Raw genomic sequence first — 14,781 nt, 5'->3', positions numbered from 1 at the left:
CGTACCCTCGCACATGACGACATTTCCACGTCTGGCCGCTTTCGCGCTGCTGGCCGGACTCGTCGCCGGCTGCTCATCGGGAGGCGGCTGGAACGACTACGTCGCAGCAGGCGATGCCGCGCCGCCCAGCCCGCAGCCGATGACCGTCGAGCAGATCTCGGCCAAGGTCGGCTGCAAGCCCAAGATGCAGGTGGAAGCCGAGGACATGCGCACCGCGTTCTGCAAGACGAAGGACGGCGAGTTCTTCGTCAACACCTTCAAGACCGAGAAGCTCAAGGACCAGTGGATGGACCAGGCGCCCGAGTACAACCCGCACCTGGTCGGCCCCAAGTGGACGGTGCTCGGGCCGCTGAAGGTGCTGGAGGTGCTCAAGGGCCCGCTCAACGGCGACCTGCACCTGACCGACCACCGGGTCTCCCAGACGCCGGCCTCCAAGTGACGCTGAACCCGGCTCGCCGCGGATCCGTACCTCCGCACATGACGACATTTCCCCGCCTGGCCGCCGTCGCGCTGCTGGCCGGACTGGTCGCCGGCTGCTCATCGGGGAGCGCCGGCGGCTATGTCGCGGCGGGCGCGCGGCCCGGCGCCGCCCCCCTCACCGTCGAGCAACTGGCCGCCAAGGTCGGGTGCGAGCCGCGGATGCAGGTGGACGCGCCGGAGATCCGTACCGGCTACTGCAAGACCCCCGACGGCGAGTTCTTCGTCACGACCTTCGCCGGCCAGAGCGGCAAGGAGGCCTGGATGGCCGCCGCTCCCGAGGACGACCCGCACCTGGTCGGCGACCTGTGGGCGGTGCTGGCCGGCCGGCAGGTGCTCGACCTGCTCGAGGAGCGGCTCGGCGGCGACCTGCACGTCAAGGACGCGGCGACCAAGGAGATGCGGGTCGTCGGCTGACGGCTCAGCCCGCCGCCACCAGGACCCGCTTCCTGAACACCCAGTACGTCCAACCCTGGTAGACCAGCACGAACGGCAGGGCGATCAGCCCGATCCAGCTCAGCATGGTCAGCGTGTACGGCCCCGACGCGGCCTCGGCCAGCGTCAGCCCCGGCAGCGGCCGCACCCGCAGCTCCATGAAGGCCGCCAGCGTGGTCAGCACGATCGCGCCGGCCGTCGCGCCGAACGCCCAGCCCTCCCTGCGCCGCCAGATCAGCGCCGTGGCCGCGGCCAGCGCCGCCATGGCGCCCAGCGCGGGGACGGTGCCGAGGCTCGACAGCGCGACCACCGCGACCGGCAGCGTCGCACCGGCGGCGGCCAGCGCGGCGGCCCTGGCGCGGCGGCGCAGCCGGCCGGTGGTCTTCAGCGCCAGGAAGACCCCGCCGTGCATGACGCACACGGCCAGCGTGAACAGACCGCCGGCCACGGCCGCGAGCACGCTGCCGAACAGCAGGTGGCCGAAGACCGCGCCCCACAGGAAGGCGGGCAGCACGCTGCCCGCCGCCACCGCGGCGTCGCACCAGGCCGGGTTCGCGACCTTGCCGCGCCACTCCAGGCCGATGCCGCGCAGGATCAGCCCGACCAGGATCAGCGTCACCGGCAGGTAGAACGTGCTGAACACGCCGGAGTACCAGGCGGGGAAGGCGGCGAACATGGCGCCGACCGCGGTGATCAGCCACACCTCGTTGCCGTCCCACACCGGGCCGATGGTCTGCAGGCCGGCCCGCCGCTCGCCGGCGTTTCTGCCGACGGCCGGGGCCAGCATGCCCACGCCGAAGTCGAAGCCTTCGAGGACGAAGTAGCCGGTCCACAGGAAGGCGATGATGGCGAACCACAATTCGATCATGACTAGCTCCTCGGCTCTCAGTACATGAGCGACGGTTCGAGCCGCTCGCGCGCGGGCTCGGGGCCGGCTCCTCGATGCCCTTACGTACGTGCCGGGCCAGCAGCACGGCCTCGGCCACGGTGAAGACGCCGTACACGAGCGTGAAGACGGCCAGCGAGACGGCCACCTGGGTCACCGTCACGCCGGGGGAGACGCTCGCGGCCGTCAGCAGCTCACCGGCCACCGTCCACGGCTGGCGGCCGATCTCGCTGAGCAGCCAGCCCGCGATCACCGCGATCAGCGGCAGCGGCAGCGCGAGCAGCAGCGCCTTCGACAGCCACGCGGGGAAGTCCCGCTTGCGCCTGGTCAGCCACAGCCCGAGCACCGACAGCCCCACGGTGGCCAGCCCGAAGCCGATCATCACGCGGAACGACCAGAACACGACGGGCTGGTTCGGGCGGTAGTCGCCGGGGCCGAACCGCTCCTCGAACCGGCGCTGCAGGTCCTCGGTGCCCGCGACGACCGCGTCGGGGTCGTGGGCGGACAGGAAGCTCAGCACCTTGGGGATCTCGATGCCGGGGGCGATGCTGAACGGCGCGCCCGCCGTGTCGTGCTCAAGGCCCTCGGCGGCGGCCAGCTTCATCGGCTGCTGCTCGTACATGAGCCTGGCCGACATGTCGCCGGTGCCCGCGACGACCGCTCCGGCCAGCGCGGTCATCACCAGTGCCGCGCGGGCGGCGCCGCGCCACATGGCGGCGGCCTGCGTGCCGCGCGTGCGCAGCAGCCAGTAGCCGCAGACCGCGAGCACGAAGCCGCCCGCCACCACGAACGCACCGCCGATCACGTGCGGCACCTGGGCCAGCGCGGTGTCGTTGGTGAGCACCGCCCACAGGTCCGTCATCCTGGCCTTGCCGTCCACGACCTCGTAGCCGACCGGGTGCTTCATCCAGGCGTTGGCCGCGAGGATGAAGTAGGCCGACAGGTTGGAGCCGATGGCGGCCGCCCAGATGGTGGCCAGGTGCACCTTCTTCGGCAGCCGGTCCCAGCCGAAGATCCACAGTCCGAGGAACGTCGACTCCATGAAGAAGGCCAGCAGCGCCTCCATCGCCAGCGGCGCGCCGAAGACGTCGCCGACGAAGGTGGAGTACTCACTCCAGTTCATCCCGAACTGGAACTCCTGCACGATGCCGGTGACCACGCCCATGGCGAAGTTGATCAGGAACAGCTTGCCAAAGAACTTGGTCAGTTTGAGGTAGTGCTCCTTGCCCGTGCGGTGCCAGGCCGTCTGCAGGCCGGCTGACGAAGATCCCGAGACCGATGGTCAGGGGCACGAACAGGAAGTGGTACACGGTGGTCACCCCGAACTGCCACCGAGCCAGGTCAAGTGCGTCCATCATCCCCGCCGAAAGAGTCGTTGCTCTACAAGCTGTAGTACATCTACTGCCAGTAGTACTACAGCTCGTAGAGCATTGGGGTGCGAGGTTCGTCACATCCCCGTGCCTACTGGATTCGTGCTTCGAGAATGCCCGGCTGGGGCGGGGTGCCGCGTCGTCCGCCGGACGGATCGTCCGGTACGTCAGAGGGCGGAGCTCAGCGCGGGTCGGCGGCGTCCAGGTACGCCTGGAGGTTGCCCAGCGCGTAGCCGCGGCGCTTGATCTTCTTCACCAGGATGCGGAAGTCCCTGGCCAGGTTGGGGCGGAAGTGCAGCAGCAGGATGTCGCCTGGGCGCAGCCGCTTGTCGGGCACCTGGTAGGCGATCTTGCCGCCCGGCTGCACGGTCGCCGTCCACAGCAGCACGGCCCGCACGCCGCAGCTCTTGGCGGCCCGCAGCGTGTCGGTGTTGTAGTTGCCGAACGGCGGGCGGAACAGCGCCGGCCGCGTCCCGATCTCCTTTTTGATCAGCTGGGCCGAGCCGCAGATCTCGCGGCGCTGCGCCGCGCGGCCGAGCAGGCGGAGGTTGGGGTGGGTGAGCGTGTGGTTCTCGATGGCCGCGCCCGCGTCGCGGAGCTGCCGGAAATATCCCCACTTGCCGGCGCCGACGTAGCGGGCCGTGCCGCCCGCCTGGTCGGGCGTGCCCTTGGCCTCCACCGCGTCCCGCATGGCGAAGACCGTGATCGGGATGCGCTCGTCGCGCACCTGCCGGACGAACCCCGGGTCCTGCTCCCAGCCGTCGTCGATGGTCAGGAAGACCACCTTGCGCGTGGTGGGGATGGAGCTGATCACCGGTGGCAGGTCGCCGGTGCGGGCGATCGGGCGTACCTCGCCCTTGCGCGGCCTGACGCCCGGAGGCCCCTGCGGAACGGTGGCGCGGGGTGAGGCCGTCGCCCGCGGCGTCCGCTCCGGTGCGGCGGGATCGGCAGGCGCGGCCGTGCCGCCGGAGCCGCCGGAACCGCAGGCGGACAGGGCGAGCACGCACACGGCGCCCATTGCGCCCGCTTTCCTGTACGCCCGCCACATCTTCACCATCGGCCCCTATCTTGCCAGTCATGATCGACCGGCCCGTCCGCATCTGGCAGGTGTTGCCGTTAAGCCGCGGCGCCCCGGCTGCTTAGAGTGGCGACATGAACGTGGCGGGCAGTGTCGTGATCGGGGTGGACAGGGACCGGCTGTGGGCGGCGTTCCGCGACCCCGCCGTGCTGGTGCGGACCATCCCGGGGTGCGAGCGGCTTGAGGAGTGCGGTCCTGACACGTACCGGATGACGGTCAACGCGGGCGTCGCCTCCGTCAAGGGCGTCTACCAGGGCGAGGTGGCGCTGTCCGACCCCGTCCCGCCGGAGCGCTTCACGCTCAAGGCGCGCGGGCAGGGCGCGCCCGGCACCGTGGACGCCACCGTGCAGGTCAGGCTCAGCGAGGCCGACGGCGGCACCAGGGTGGACTACGACGCCGAAGCGGTCATCGGCGGCATGATCGGCGGCGTCGGTCAGCGCATGCTCGGCTCGGTGGCCAAGCGCACCGCGCAGGAGTTCTTCACCGCCGTCGAAGACCTCCTCCGCGCCCCGGTCCCGGCCGCCGTCCCTGCTGCGGAAGCCGGAGCCACGGAGGCCGGAGCGGTAGCGGCTGGTGCGCCGCTCGCGGGCGCGGGCGCCCAAGGGACGGGTGCGCTCACCTCCGGCGCGCCGCTCGCCGGCGCCGTCTACGAGCGGCCCGCCGAGCCGCGCACCCAGACCCGCCCGTGGGTGATGCTGGCCGCGTTCGGCGCCGGGGCCGGCGTGGCGCTGGCCGGGGTGACGCTGGGCTGGCTCCTGGGACGGGGCACCCGCCGCCGCGCCTGACAGTGCTGACCTCCGCGACTATCGCGGAAAAGGATCTCCCGGCGTAGCGTGGCTGGTATGCGGCAGGCACGCGCTGAAGACGCACGTACGGAGGCCAGGAGGATCGTCCGCAGCCTGCTCGGCGAGGAGCACCCGACGGCCGAGCGGCTGATCGGCGACGTGCGTCCCGTGCTCGGCGACGAGCGCACCGAGCGCGCGCTCGAGCTCGCCCGCGGCGCCGCGCTCACCCGGCGCTCCGCCGAGCTCGCCGCGCTCGCGGCGCTGCTCGTCGGCACCCGCGAGCTGGGCGTGGCCTGGTGGGAGAAGCCGCGCGGCGGGAAGCTGCCGCCGCCCGACGAGGTCGTGCGCACCGCCGTGGCCATCGAGCCGTGGACCGATCTCACCACGCTGGAGATGCTCGCCGCCTGGATCGCCGACGACGCCGCAGACGAGCTGTGGGGCGCGCCGGTCGCGCAGGTCGATCTCAACTCCTGGCAGGCCGAGGACCGCTTCGCGCTGCCGCCCGGCGTCAAGCCGGGTCAGCGGCTCGTCGTCCACTTCGACGCGGGCGGCCGGCTCGACGCGGTCGTCATCCGGCGCGCAGACGACGAGCTCGGCTCCAACCTCGACTTCCACTCGCTGCGCTACTCCCGGCCCGCCGAGGCCCAGTGGAGCTGGGGCGTCGCGGCCGGGCTCGGGCCGCACCGCCTGCCGGGCGAGAGCCCCGACCCGTACGCCCGCGGGGTCCCCGAGTCCGCCGCCGCCGTCCTGCGGGCCTGGGCGGTCCGCCATGGCGCCACCCGCGAGCAGCTCGGCGACCGGTGGGAGACGGTCGGCGACGTGGTGGCCGCCATCGAGCGGGTCGACTGGATGTGGCGCAGCGGCGAGTGGTTCGGCTGGTGGCGCGGGGCGTCGGCGCTGGTCGACGACTCGGCGTACCTGCCGTACCGGCTGGAGGAACTGGCCGCCGGATAGGCGAGGAATCTTGGCGGCCCGCGCGCGGTTTGCACCGGCATGAAGGTTGAGATCTTTTCAGATGTCGCGTGCCCCTGGTGCTACATCGGGCACACACGGTTCGACAAGGCCGCCGAGCGGTTCCGTGCCAAGGGCGGCACCATCGAGGTGACGATGCGCCCGTTCCAGCTCGACCCGAACGCGACGGCCGAGGGCCAGCCGCTGATCCCGATGATGGAGCGCAAGTTCGGTCCCCAGGCGAAGCAGATGGTCGAACGCGTCAAGGGCGTGGGCGCGGAAGAGGGCCTGGATCTGCGCTTCGAGGACGCCATGAGCGTCAGCACGTTCGAGGCGCACCGGCTCATCAGCGTCGCCACCAAGCAGGGCCGCGGCGAGGAGATGGCCGATCGGCTGTTCCGCGCCTACTTCACCGAGGGCCGCAACGTCGCCGACGCCGCCGTGCTGGCCGAGCTGGCGGCCGAGGTCGGCGTCACCGACACCGGCGAAGGGGCCGACGAGGTGCGCGAGCAGCTCGCCAGGGCGCACGCGCTGGGCATCAGCGGAGTGCCGCTCTTCCTCTTCGAGGGCAAGTACGCGGTCTCGGGCGCGCAGCCCGAAGACGCCTTCGCCGCCGCCATCGACGAGGTGGCCGAGCGCGTGGGGGAGACCCCGATCACCCAGCTCGCCGCCCCGGCCGACGGGTGCGCCGACGGCGCCTGCGCCATCTGACCGCCCGGTGGCAAGCCGCCAGATCCCCGTGCCGTCCCGCTCGTACGAGAGCCGCCGTCAGGCGGCGGAGCCCGACTCCGAGCCAGACCCCTCACCGAGCTGGCCGGCACGGTGGTGGCGGCGGCAGAGCACCTGATAGCGCACCGGCGCGTCGGCGGTGTCGCCGATCACGACCTGCTCGCCCGTGCGCACCATCTCCCCGCCCACGACGCGGGCGTTGAGCAGCCCAGGACGCCCGCACCAGCACAGCACCTCGACCTGCAGCCGGCACACCTCGTCGGCCAGCTCGAACAGCCGCTGCGCCGCGGGGAACATCACCGAGCGGAAGTCCGAGGCCAGCCCGAACGCGTAGACGTCCACGCCGTGCTCGTCCACCAGGTCGGCGAGCTGCTCGATCTGCGCGACGGTGTAGAAGCAGGCCTCGTCGCAGATCAGATAGTCGATGCGCTCGTCGTGCGAGGTGACGAGCGCCACCAGGTCGAGATCGTCCTCCACCTCGATCGCGTCCCGGCCGAGTCCGATCCTGCTGGTCACCCGGGGCCCGCCCGAGCGGTCGTGCTTGGTCAGCACCAGACCCCGCCTGCCCTGCCGTGCGTGGTTGTAGTTCATCTGCAGCGCCAGCGTGGACTTCCCGCAGTCCATCGGCCCGAAGTAGAACTTGAGCACGGCATCTCTGGCGCCCGCAGGTGCGGGGGACAAGGCAGACAGATCAGTCACGGGCCGCCAGCTTAGTGGCTTGGCTTGTTCCATGACCTCGTGGGACATTTCTCCCCTGGAGTTACAGGAGGACATCAGTGGTCACCGACAAACCAGCCTCGCTCGACGCCATGATGACGCAGGACGATCTCACCCCGGCCCAGGCCGACGCCAAGCGCTGGCGTTATGGTTTCCTCGTCGTCGTGGCGGGCATCGTCGCGGTCCTCGCGGCCTTCGGCGCGGCGGTGTTCGCCAGCGCCGAGTTCGCTCCCCTGTTCGCGGGCGTGGCGGGGGTGATCGGAACCATCATCGGCGCTTATTTCGGCGTTCAGGCAGGTCAGTCGGGTAAGGCCAGGGTGGAGGCCGAACTGGCCAGAACCCAGGAGATGGTCGTACGCCTGGCCGCGTACGTCGGCACGGAGAACGCGCCCCGAGTCATAGACGAAGTGCTCGGCCGGCGCCGGAGCTGAGGAGCCCATGCGTAGCGTCCGTATCGGAGTGGACACCGGAGGCACGTTCACCGACGTCGTGGCGGTGGACGAGCGGACCGGTGAGATCCTCACCACCAAGACCCCCTCGACCCCCGCGAACCCGGCCGACGGATTCCTCGCCGGCGTCGGCAAGCTGGGTCCGCTGGAGGTCTCCTCGATCGTCCACGGCACCACGGTGGCCACCAACAGGCTCCTCGAAGACCGCATCGAGAACCTCGGGTTCATCACGACGGAGGGCTTCGAGTTCATCCTGGAGATCGCCAGGCAGAGCGTGCCCGACGGCTACGGCAACTCCTACTTCTGGGTCAAGCCGCCCAGGATCGTCCCCGTCCACCTGATCAAGACCGTCGGCGGGCGGCTCGACCACCGGGGCGAGGAGGTGCGGCCGTTCTCCGAGGAGCAGGCCGTCGAGGTGGCCCGCTGGTTCCGGGCCAAGGGGATCAACGCGATCGGCGTCTGCTTCCTGCACTCCTACGCCAACCCCGAGCACGAGCGGCGTATGCGCGACGTGCTGGCCCGCGAGCACCTCGGCGCGGTGGTCTCGCTCTCCAGCGACGTGCTGCGCGAATACCGCGAGTACGAGCGCTCGGTGACCACGCTCGTCGACGCCGCGGTCAAGCCGGCCATGCGCAGCTACCTGGCCAACCTGTCGAGCAGGCTCGGCAGGTCGTTCTCCGTCATGAAGTCCAACGGCGGCATCCTGTCGGCCCGCGAGGTCGTCAACCAGCCCATCACCACCGTCCTGTCGGGCCCGGCGGCCGGTGCGCTCGGCGCGGCGCTGCTCGCCCGCACGGCCGGCCACGACTCGGTGATCACCCTCGACGGCGGTGGCACCTCGACCGACGTGGCCGTGGTGATCGACGGCGAGCCCTCCATCACCACCGAGGGCACGATCGGCCGCTACCCCTGCAAGATCCCGATGATCGACATCGTCACCGTCGGGGCGGGCGGCGGCTCGATCGCCTGGATCTCGCCCGAGGGCACGCTCAAGGTCGGCCCCCGCTCGGCCGGCGCCGACCCCGGCCCCATCTGCTACGGCAGGGGCGGCACCGAGGTGACGGTCACCGACGCGCACGTCTTCCTCGGCCGCATCCCGCCGCACCTGCTGGGCGGGGAGATCCCGCTCGACGTCGACGCCGCACGGCACGGCATCGAGTCGCTGGCCGCCAAGCTGGGGCTCACACCGGAGCGCACCGCGACCGGCATCCTGGAGATCAGCGCGTTCAACCAGAGCAACGCCATCCGCCAGCTCACCGTCAAGCGGGGGCTCGACGTGCGGGACTTCCCGCTGGTGACCTTCGGCGGCTCGGGGCCGCTGCTGGCCTGCCGGCTGATCGACATCCTCGGCCTGCCGTCGGTCCTCGTGCCCCGCGACCCGGGCAACGTCTCGGCGTTCGGGCTGCTGTCCGTGGACGTCAAGAACGACTACGTCCGCACGTACGTCACCCGCGACCTCTCGCTCGGCAAGGCCGTCGAGATCTTCCACGACCTGGAGCTGCAGGCCGCCGAGGCGCTCGACCGCGAGGGCTTCACCGAGCCGATCTTCCAGCGCAGCGCCGACCTGCGCTACTACGGCCAGGCGTACGAGGTGCGGGTGCCCGCCCCCGCGGGCGAGATCGACGAGTCCTGGCACGCCGAGGTCGTCGCCCGCTTCCACGACGCCCACGAGAAGCTGTACGGCTACGCCTATCGCGACGACCCGCGCCACGGCGTCGAATGGGTCAACCTGCGCGTCTCCGGCACCGGCCCCATCGACCGCCCGGTCATCCCGCGCCTGGAGCGGCCGGGACAGGGCGCCACATCGGTGCGTCCCGTGCACTTCGACGAGACCCGCGACACCCCGATCCACCAGCGCGCCGCGCTCGGTCCCGGGGCGACCGTCACCGGACCGGCGGTGATCGAGGAGTACGGCTCCACGATCCCCATCCACCCGGGCTTCACCGCCAAGGTCGACGAATACGGAAATGTGGAGATAAGTCGTGACTGATCCGATCCTGGTGGAGATCGTCGAGGGCACGCTCGCCTCCGTCGAGAAGGAGGTCGAGACCGCCATCGCGCGCACGGCCCGCTCGCCGATGATCCGCGACGCCCACGACTTCCGCGCCGGCATCCACGACGTCCGGCTGCGCAAGCTCACCGGACGCTCCTACAGCGCCCTCGTCCAGCCCATCGTCCGCGACTTCCCCATCGAGACGATGAAGCCCGGCGACGTCTACTTCCACAACGACGTCTACCTGTCAGAAGGCGGCATCGGCCACCTGCCCGACCTGTGCGTCACCGTCCCCGTCTTCCACGAGGGCGAGGTGGTCGCGTTCGTGCAGGCGTTCGGCCACCACGACGACATCGGCGGCTCGGTGCCCGGCTCCATGCCCTCCCACGCCCGCTCGGTCTACGAGGAGGGCCTGATGGTGCCGCCGATCAAGCTGCGCGACCAGGGCGTGCCCAACGAGGCCGCGCTGCGCATCATGACCCGCAACTCCCGCATGCCCGACTCGCTGGCCGGCGACCTCGACGCCGAGTGCTCGGCCTGCCTGATGGGCGCGCGGCGGCTCGCCGAGCTGTTCGAACGCTACGGCAGGCAGGCCGTCGAGGAGTGCTTCGACGCGATCATCGACAAGACCACCGAGACGTTCCGCAGGGAACTGCTGTCGAAGATCCCCGAGGGCACGTACGTGTGGGAGGACTACGCCGAGCACGACGGCGTGGACGAGCCGCGCCTGCACGCCCAGCGCATCACGCTCACCGTCGACCACTCCGCGCAGGCGCCGCTCACCATCGACTTCACCGGCACCTCGCCCCAGGCCAAGGGCCCCATCAACCACGCCGGCGACTACGCCGACGGCGTCTTTTTGAAGAAGTGGCTCGCCCCCGTGCTGCGCAACCTCGCCGACACGCCGGAGCGCATGGCCGAGCTTGACGTCAACGAGGGCGTCGTGCCGCTGATCAAGATGGTCTTCCCCGAGAAGGGCACCCTGCTCACGCCGATCTTCCCCGCCCCCACCAACGCCCGCACCTTCGTCATCCTGCGCCTGCTCGGCGTGCTCGCCGGCGTGCTGGCCAAGGCCACCGGCGGGCGCATGCCGGCCGACCAGGAGACCATCCGCTACACCGGCGTGTACGGGGTGGACGACGAGGGCCGGCCGTACCTGATGCGCGAGGTGCTCGGCGGCGGCTCCGGCGGACGCTGGTACGCCGACGGCGAGGACACCATTCACATCGTGCCCGACTCGCGCAACATCCCCGTCGAGTTCGCCGAGGCCCGCTGGCCGCTGCGGGTCGAACGGCTCGGCCTCGCCTGCGACTCCGGCGGTCCCGGCATGTTCAGGGGCGGGCTCGGCTACGACAAGCACATCAGGATGCTGCGCAACGCCTCGTACATGTCGATCGCGGACCGGTCGATCCTGTCCTGCTGGGGCGTCAACGGCGGGCTCGCCGGGCGGCCGTTCCGCGTCGAGATCAACGGCAAGGAGATGGAGGGGCTCGTCGACGACTACCCCGTACAGGCCGGCGAGGTGATCAGGATCCGTACCACCGGAGGCGGCGGCTGGGGCTCGCCGTACGATCGCGACCCGCGCGCGGTGGCGGCGGACGTGCGCGACGGCAAGGTGTCGATCGCGGGCGCACTCGGCGACTACGGCGTGGTGCTCGACGGCGACCGCATCGACGAGCAGGCGACGGCCGAGCTGCGCGCCCGCCTGCGGCCCCCGGCCGACCGCTTCTTCGACCGGGGACCCGGCTACGCCAAGCTCGCAGGCGGCCGCACCCACGCCGAGGTCGACGAGCTGTAGGGAGCCTTATCGTGCGCATCGTTCTCGCCGGGCTGGCCACCAGCCACCCGTACACCGACGCCCGTACCCTGGCCCGCCACGCCGAGCTGGTGGTGTGGGAACCGGACCAGGAGCGGTTGCGGCGCTTCACCGGCGAGCACCCGGGAGCCAAGGTGGCCGGCGGCCTCGGCGAGGCGCTGGCCACGGAGCCCGACGGCGTGGTGCTCACCGTGCCGAACCCGGTGCTGCCCGAGGCGCTGGCGCGGGTGCTGGAGACCGGCGTGCCGTGTTTCGTGAACAAGCCGGCCGCCGCGAGCCGGGCCCAGCTCGACGCGCTCGACCGGCTGGCGATCCACGACCGGGTGCTGTCGAGCTCGGTGCTGCGCTTCGCGCCCGCGTTCGCGGGAGCCACCATCGACCCCGCAGAGGTGCTGGCCGTGCGGGCCACCGTACGGCACGACGTGGGGCTGTGGGCGGGCGGCTACAACGCCTGGCAGGACACCCCCGGCGAGGGCGGCGGGACCATGGTGACCATGGGCGTCCACGGCGTGGAGCTGCTGGTCGCCCTTCTGGGGCCGGACGTGCGGCTGGTGGGCGCCGCCGGTGCCAAGCGGTTCTACGAGGGCTTGCGCTCCGAGGACACCGCAGTGATGGCGCTGCGCTGGGGGAACGGCGTCACGGGCACGGTCGAGATCATCGGCGTCTCCGATGAGGAGTCCTATTCCGTCACCGTGCACCGGCGCGGCGGCTCGGACTCGATCGTGATCGAGGGCGGCGACGATCCGATCAAGGGGCTCGGATACGAGGGCACCATCGAGGCGTTCCTGTCCATGGTGCGCGGTGCGCCGAGCCCGGTGCCCTGGGCGGAGACCCGGGCCATCCTCGATGTGCTGATCACCGCGCGCGAGAACACCTGACCTCTCCTGCGTAACCGTTGACAGCCGAAGTCTGTCACAGTTACGGTCTGGGCCGTAAATGACAGACGGAGGAGATGCCCGCGTGCGCACGACAGCGGAACTCGAGGAGCGGCTGGCGCGGCCGAGCGCCGGGCTCGTGGACGATCTGCGCCGGCTCGACGGCGACATCCTGATCCTGGGCGCCGGCGGCAAGCTCGGGCCCAGCCTGGTCCGGCTGGCGCTCAACGCCTCTCAGGGGAGCCGGCGGATCATCGCCGTCTCCCGCTTCTCGGAGCCGGGGCTCGCCGAGTCGCTGGCCGGGGACGGCGCGACGGTGGTGGCGGCCGACGTGGCCGACGAGCGGGCGCTGCGCGACCTGCCCGAAGCCCCCAACGTGGTCTTCCTGGTGGGGTCCAAGTTCGGCACGCAGGGGCGCGAGCACGCCACCTGGTTCACCAACACGTACCTGCCGGGCCGGGTGGCCGACCGGTTCAGGCACAGCAGGATCGTCGCCCTGTCCACCGGCAACGTCTACCCGCTGGTCCCGGTCACCACCGGCGGGTGCACCGAGGACTCGCCCGCCGGGCCCGTGGGCGAGTACGCCATGAGCTGCCTGGGCCGGGAGCGGGTGCTGGCGCACTTCTCGGAGCTGCACGGCACGCCGATGTCGCTGATCAGGCTCAACTACGCGGTCGAGCTGCGCTACGGCGTGCTCGTCGACCTGGCGCGCAAGATCGTCGCAGGGGAACCCATCGACCTGGCGACGGGGCAGGTGAACGTGGTCTGGCAGGGATACGCGAACGAGGTCACGCTCCGGTCGCTGGCGCTGGCCGGCACGCCCCCGTTCATCCTGAACGTGACGGGACCCGAGACGATCTCGGTACGCCAGGCCGCGCGGGACCTCGGCGCGGCCCTGGGCAAGGAGCCGGTCTTCACCGGCGAGGAGGCGCCGACCGCACTGCTGTCGAACGCCTCGCGCTGCCATCGGCTGTTCGGCTATCCCGAGCTCACGCCCGCCGAGCTCATCGAGCACACCGCGCGGTGGGTGGCGGAGGGCGGGCCGCTGCTGGACAAGCCCACCAAGTTCGAGCGCCGCGACGGGCGCTTCTGACCAGCGAGCATTTTCCGGAGAAGGGGGACCTCACGTGCTCAGCACGGTTTCAGAGGCGCAGACGTCCGTGCGCGACCTGTTCAGGCGCGGCATGGTGATCCCGGCGCACCCGCTCGCGCTCACCGCGGACAGGAAGCTGGACGAACGCCGCCAGCGGGCCCTGACCCGTTACTACATCGAGGCGGGCGCCGGCGGGCTGGCGGTGGGCGTGCACACCACGCAGTTCGCCATCCACGGCACCGGCCTGCTCGCACCGGTGCTCGAACTGGCGGCGCGCACCGCCGGGGAGTACGAGCGCGAGGTCGTGCTGGTCGCCGGTGCGACGGGCCCCACCGCTCAGGCGGTGGCGGAAGCAGAGCTGGCCAAGTCGCTCGGCTATCACATGGTGCTGCTCAGCCCGTACCGCGAGCTGGACGAGCAGGGGCTCATCGAGCGGGCCAGAGCGGTGGGCGAGGTGCTGCCGGTGATCGGCTTCTACCTGCAGCCGGCGGTAGGCGGACGCCCCTTGTCGCGGGACTTCTGGACGAACCTGGCCTCGGTGGAGTCCGTGGTGGGGGTCAAGGTCGCCCCCTTCGACCGCTACCGCACGCTGGACGTCCTGCACGGCGTCGTACGCGCGGGGCGGGCCGGTGAGGTGGCCCTCTACACCGGCAACGACGACCACATCCTCGCCGACCTCATCACCACGCACCGGGTCGTGGTCGACGGGCGCGAAGTGGACGTCGAGTTCGTCGGCGGGCTGCTCGGGCAGTGGGCGGTGTGGGTACGGCGGGCCGTCGAGCTCCTGGAGGAGGCCGAACTGGCCCGGGGCGGGGACGACGCGGCCGTACGCCGGTTGCTCACCCTGGACGGGCACCTCACGGACGCCAACGCGGCCATCTTCGACTCGGCGAACGGGTTCGCCGGGTGCATCCCGGGGATCCACGAGGTGCTGCGGCGCCAGGGGTTGCTGGAGGGGCGGTGGTGCCTCGATCCCGAGGAGGAGCTTTCGCCCGGGCAGCTCGCCGAGATCGATCGGATCTGGGACGCCTATCCGTGGCTCCGGGACGACGAGTTCGTCATGTCGGGTCTCGACCGCTGGCTGTCTTGAGCTTCCATGCCCGCTCACGCCGCCACCCGATCCGCAC

14 protein-coding genes and 1 pseudogene are annotated in these 14,781 nt (G+C 71.3%); 11 read left to right on the top strand and 4 right to left on the bottom strand.

Features of this window, described 5'->3' with window-relative positions:
• The first annotated feature begins 13 nt into the window (after positions 1 to 13).
• Positions 14 to 439: a hypothetical protein gene (locus ACFMQL_RS02630; RefSeq protein WP_378784420.1), complete on the top strand. Its 426-nt coding sequence runs from the start codon at positions 14 to 16 to the stop codon at positions 437 to 439.
• Between the two features lie 38 nt (positions 440 to 477).
• Positions 478 to 894: a hypothetical protein gene (locus tag ACFMQL_RS02625; protein ID WP_364067459.1), complete on the top strand. Its 417-nt coding sequence runs from the start codon at positions 478 to 480 to the stop codon at positions 892 to 894.
• Between the two features lie 4 nt (positions 895 to 898).
• On the opposite strand, the gene cydB is transcribed toward ACFMQL_RS02625, so the two are convergent.
• The 3 genes and pseudogenes from cydB to ACFMQL_RS02610 form a co-directional block, all read right to left on the bottom strand.
• Complete coding sequence (gene cydB, locus ACFMQL_RS02620; protein WP_364067461.1) at positions 899 to 1,780, bottom strand: cytochrome d ubiquinol oxidase subunit II; 882 nt, start codon at positions 1,778 to 1,780, stop codon at positions 899 to 901.
• Between the two features lie 58 nt (positions 1,781 to 1,838).
• Positions 1,839 to 3,153, bottom strand: a pseudogene (locus ACFMQL_RS02615) (cytochrome ubiquinol oxidase subunit I); the annotation flags it as partial.
• Positions 3,154 to 3,349: 196 nt separating this feature from the next.
• Positions 3,350 to 4,186 (bottom strand): polysaccharide deacetylase family protein, encoded by an 837-nt coding sequence (locus tag ACFMQL_RS02610; RefSeq protein WP_364067463.1) that lies wholly within the window; start codon positions 4,184 to 4,186, stop codon positions 3,350 to 3,352.
• Between the two features lie 134 nt (positions 4,187 to 4,320).
• Between ACFMQL_RS02610 and ACFMQL_RS02605 the strand changes: the two genes are divergently transcribed.
• Genes ACFMQL_RS02605 through ACFMQL_RS02595 form a run of 3 tightly spaced genes read left to right on the top strand, consistent with a single transcriptional unit; the run spans position 4,321 to position 6,693 of the window.
• A complete protein-coding gene (locus ACFMQL_RS02605) occupies positions 4,321 to 5,031 on the top strand; it encodes a carbon monoxide dehydrogenase subunit G (protein ID WP_364067465.1) in 711 nt (236 codons plus the stop codon).
• A gap of 57 nt (positions 5,032 to 5,088) precedes the next feature.
• Positions 5,089 to 5,985 (top strand): hypothetical protein, encoded by an 897-nt coding sequence (locus ACFMQL_RS02600; protein WP_364067467.1) that lies wholly within the window; start codon positions 5,089 to 5,091, stop codon positions 5,983 to 5,985.
• A 39-nt stretch (positions 5,986 to 6,024) separates the two neighbouring features.
• Entirely contained in the window at positions 6,025 to 6,693 is a 669-nt protein-coding gene (locus ACFMQL_RS02595; RefSeq protein WP_364067469.1) for a DsbA family oxidoreductase, read from the top strand.
• A 57-nt stretch (positions 6,694 to 6,750) separates the two neighbouring features.
• Here the strand turns inward: ACFMQL_RS02595 and ACFMQL_RS02590 are convergent, their stop codons facing one another.
• Positions 6,751 to 7,410 carry a thymidine kinase gene (locus tag ACFMQL_RS02590; protein ID WP_364067471.1) on the bottom strand — a complete coding sequence of 220 codons (660 nt, stop codon included), beginning with the start codon at positions 7,408 to 7,410 and terminating at the stop codon, positions 6,751 to 6,753.
• Positions 7,411 to 7,487: 77 nt separating this feature from the next.
• Here ACFMQL_RS02590 and ACFMQL_RS02585 point away from each other — a divergent pair, with 77 nt between their 5' ends.
• The 6 genes from ACFMQL_RS02585 (at position 7,488) to ACFMQL_RS02560 (ending at position 14,744) form a co-directional block, all read left to right on the top strand.
• Positions 7,488 to 7,859 (top strand): hypothetical protein, encoded by a 372-nt coding sequence (locus ACFMQL_RS02585; RefSeq protein ID WP_364067472.1) that lies wholly within the window; start codon positions 7,488 to 7,490, stop codon positions 7,857 to 7,859.
• A 7-nt stretch (positions 7,860 to 7,866) separates the two neighbouring features.
• Positions 7,867 to 9,867 (top strand): hydantoinase/oxoprolinase family protein, encoded by a 2,001-nt coding sequence (locus ACFMQL_RS02580; RefSeq protein ID WP_378784416.1) that lies wholly within the window; start codon positions 7,867 to 7,869, stop codon positions 9,865 to 9,867.
• Positions 9,860 to 11,668, top strand: a complete 1,809-nt coding sequence (locus ACFMQL_RS02575; RefSeq protein ID WP_364067476.1) for a hydantoinase B/oxoprolinase family protein — start codon at positions 9,860 to 9,862, stop codon at positions 11,666 to 11,668. Before ACFMQL_RS02580 ends, ACFMQL_RS02575 begins: the two co-directional genes overlap by 8 nt.
• 11 nt (positions 11,669 to 11,679) lie before the next feature.
• On the top strand, positions 11,680 to 12,564 hold the full coding sequence (locus tag ACFMQL_RS02570; RefSeq protein ID WP_378784414.1) for a Gfo/Idh/MocA family protein: 885 nt from the start codon (positions 11,680 to 11,682) through the stop codon (positions 12,562 to 12,564).
• A gap of 82 nt (positions 12,565 to 12,646) precedes the next feature.
• Complete coding sequence (locus ACFMQL_RS02565) at positions 12,647 to 13,654, top strand: NAD-dependent epimerase/dehydratase family protein (protein WP_378784413.1); 1,008 nt, start codon at positions 12,647 to 12,649, stop codon at positions 13,652 to 13,654.
• A gap of 34 nt (positions 13,655 to 13,688) precedes the next feature.
• Positions 13,689 to 14,744, top strand: coding sequence for a dihydrodipicolinate synthase family protein (locus tag ACFMQL_RS02560; protein ID WP_378784412.1), 1,056 nt, complete (start codon positions 13,689 to 13,691; stop codon positions 14,742 to 14,744).
• Positions 14,745 to 14,781 lie beyond the last annotated feature (37 nt).

The organism is Nonomuraea fastidiosa, assembly GCF_042751225.1.
In the GTDB taxonomy this organism is placed as follows: domain Bacteria; phylum Actinomycetota; class Actinomycetes; order Streptosporangiales; family Streptosporangiaceae; genus Nonomuraea; species Nonomuraea fastidiosa.
This window is presented reverse-complemented; position numbering and strand designations above follow the sequence as displayed.

What these genes read in the sequence shown, in the direction of transcription:
- ACFMQL_RS02595 (WP_364067469.1), top strand. Translation starts at nt 6,025, where the DNA reads ATGAAGGTTGAGATCTTTTCAGATGTCGCGTGCCCCTGGTGCTACATC.
- ACFMQL_RS02600 (WP_364067467.1), top strand. Translation starts at nt 5,089, where the DNA reads ATGCGGCAGGCACGCGCTGAAGACGCACGTACGGAGGCCAGGAGGATC.
- ACFMQL_RS02610 (WP_364067463.1), bottom strand. Translation starts at nt 4,186, where the DNA reads ATGGGCGCCGTGTGCGTGCTCGCCCTGTCCGCCTGCGGTTCCGGCGGC.
- ACFMQL_RS02580 (WP_378784416.1), top strand. Translation starts at nt 7,867, where the DNA reads ATGCGTAGCGTCCGTATCGGAGTGGACACCGGAGGCACGTTCACCGAC.
- ACFMQL_RS02605 (WP_364067465.1), top strand. Translation starts at nt 4,321, where the DNA reads ATGAACGTGGCGGGCAGTGTCGTGATCGGGGTGGACAGGGACCGGCTG.
- ACFMQL_RS02625 (WP_364067459.1), top strand. Translation starts at nt 478, where the DNA reads ATGACGACATTTCCCCGCCTGGCCGCCGTCGCGCTGCTGGCCGGACTG.
- ACFMQL_RS02630 (WP_378784420.1), top strand. Translation starts at nt 14, where the DNA reads ATGACGACATTTCCACGTCTGGCCGCTTTCGCGCTGCTGGCCGGACTC.
- cydB (WP_364067461.1), bottom strand. Translation starts at nt 1,780, where the DNA reads ATGATCGAATTGTGGTTCGCCATCATCGCCTTCCTGTGGACCGGCTAC.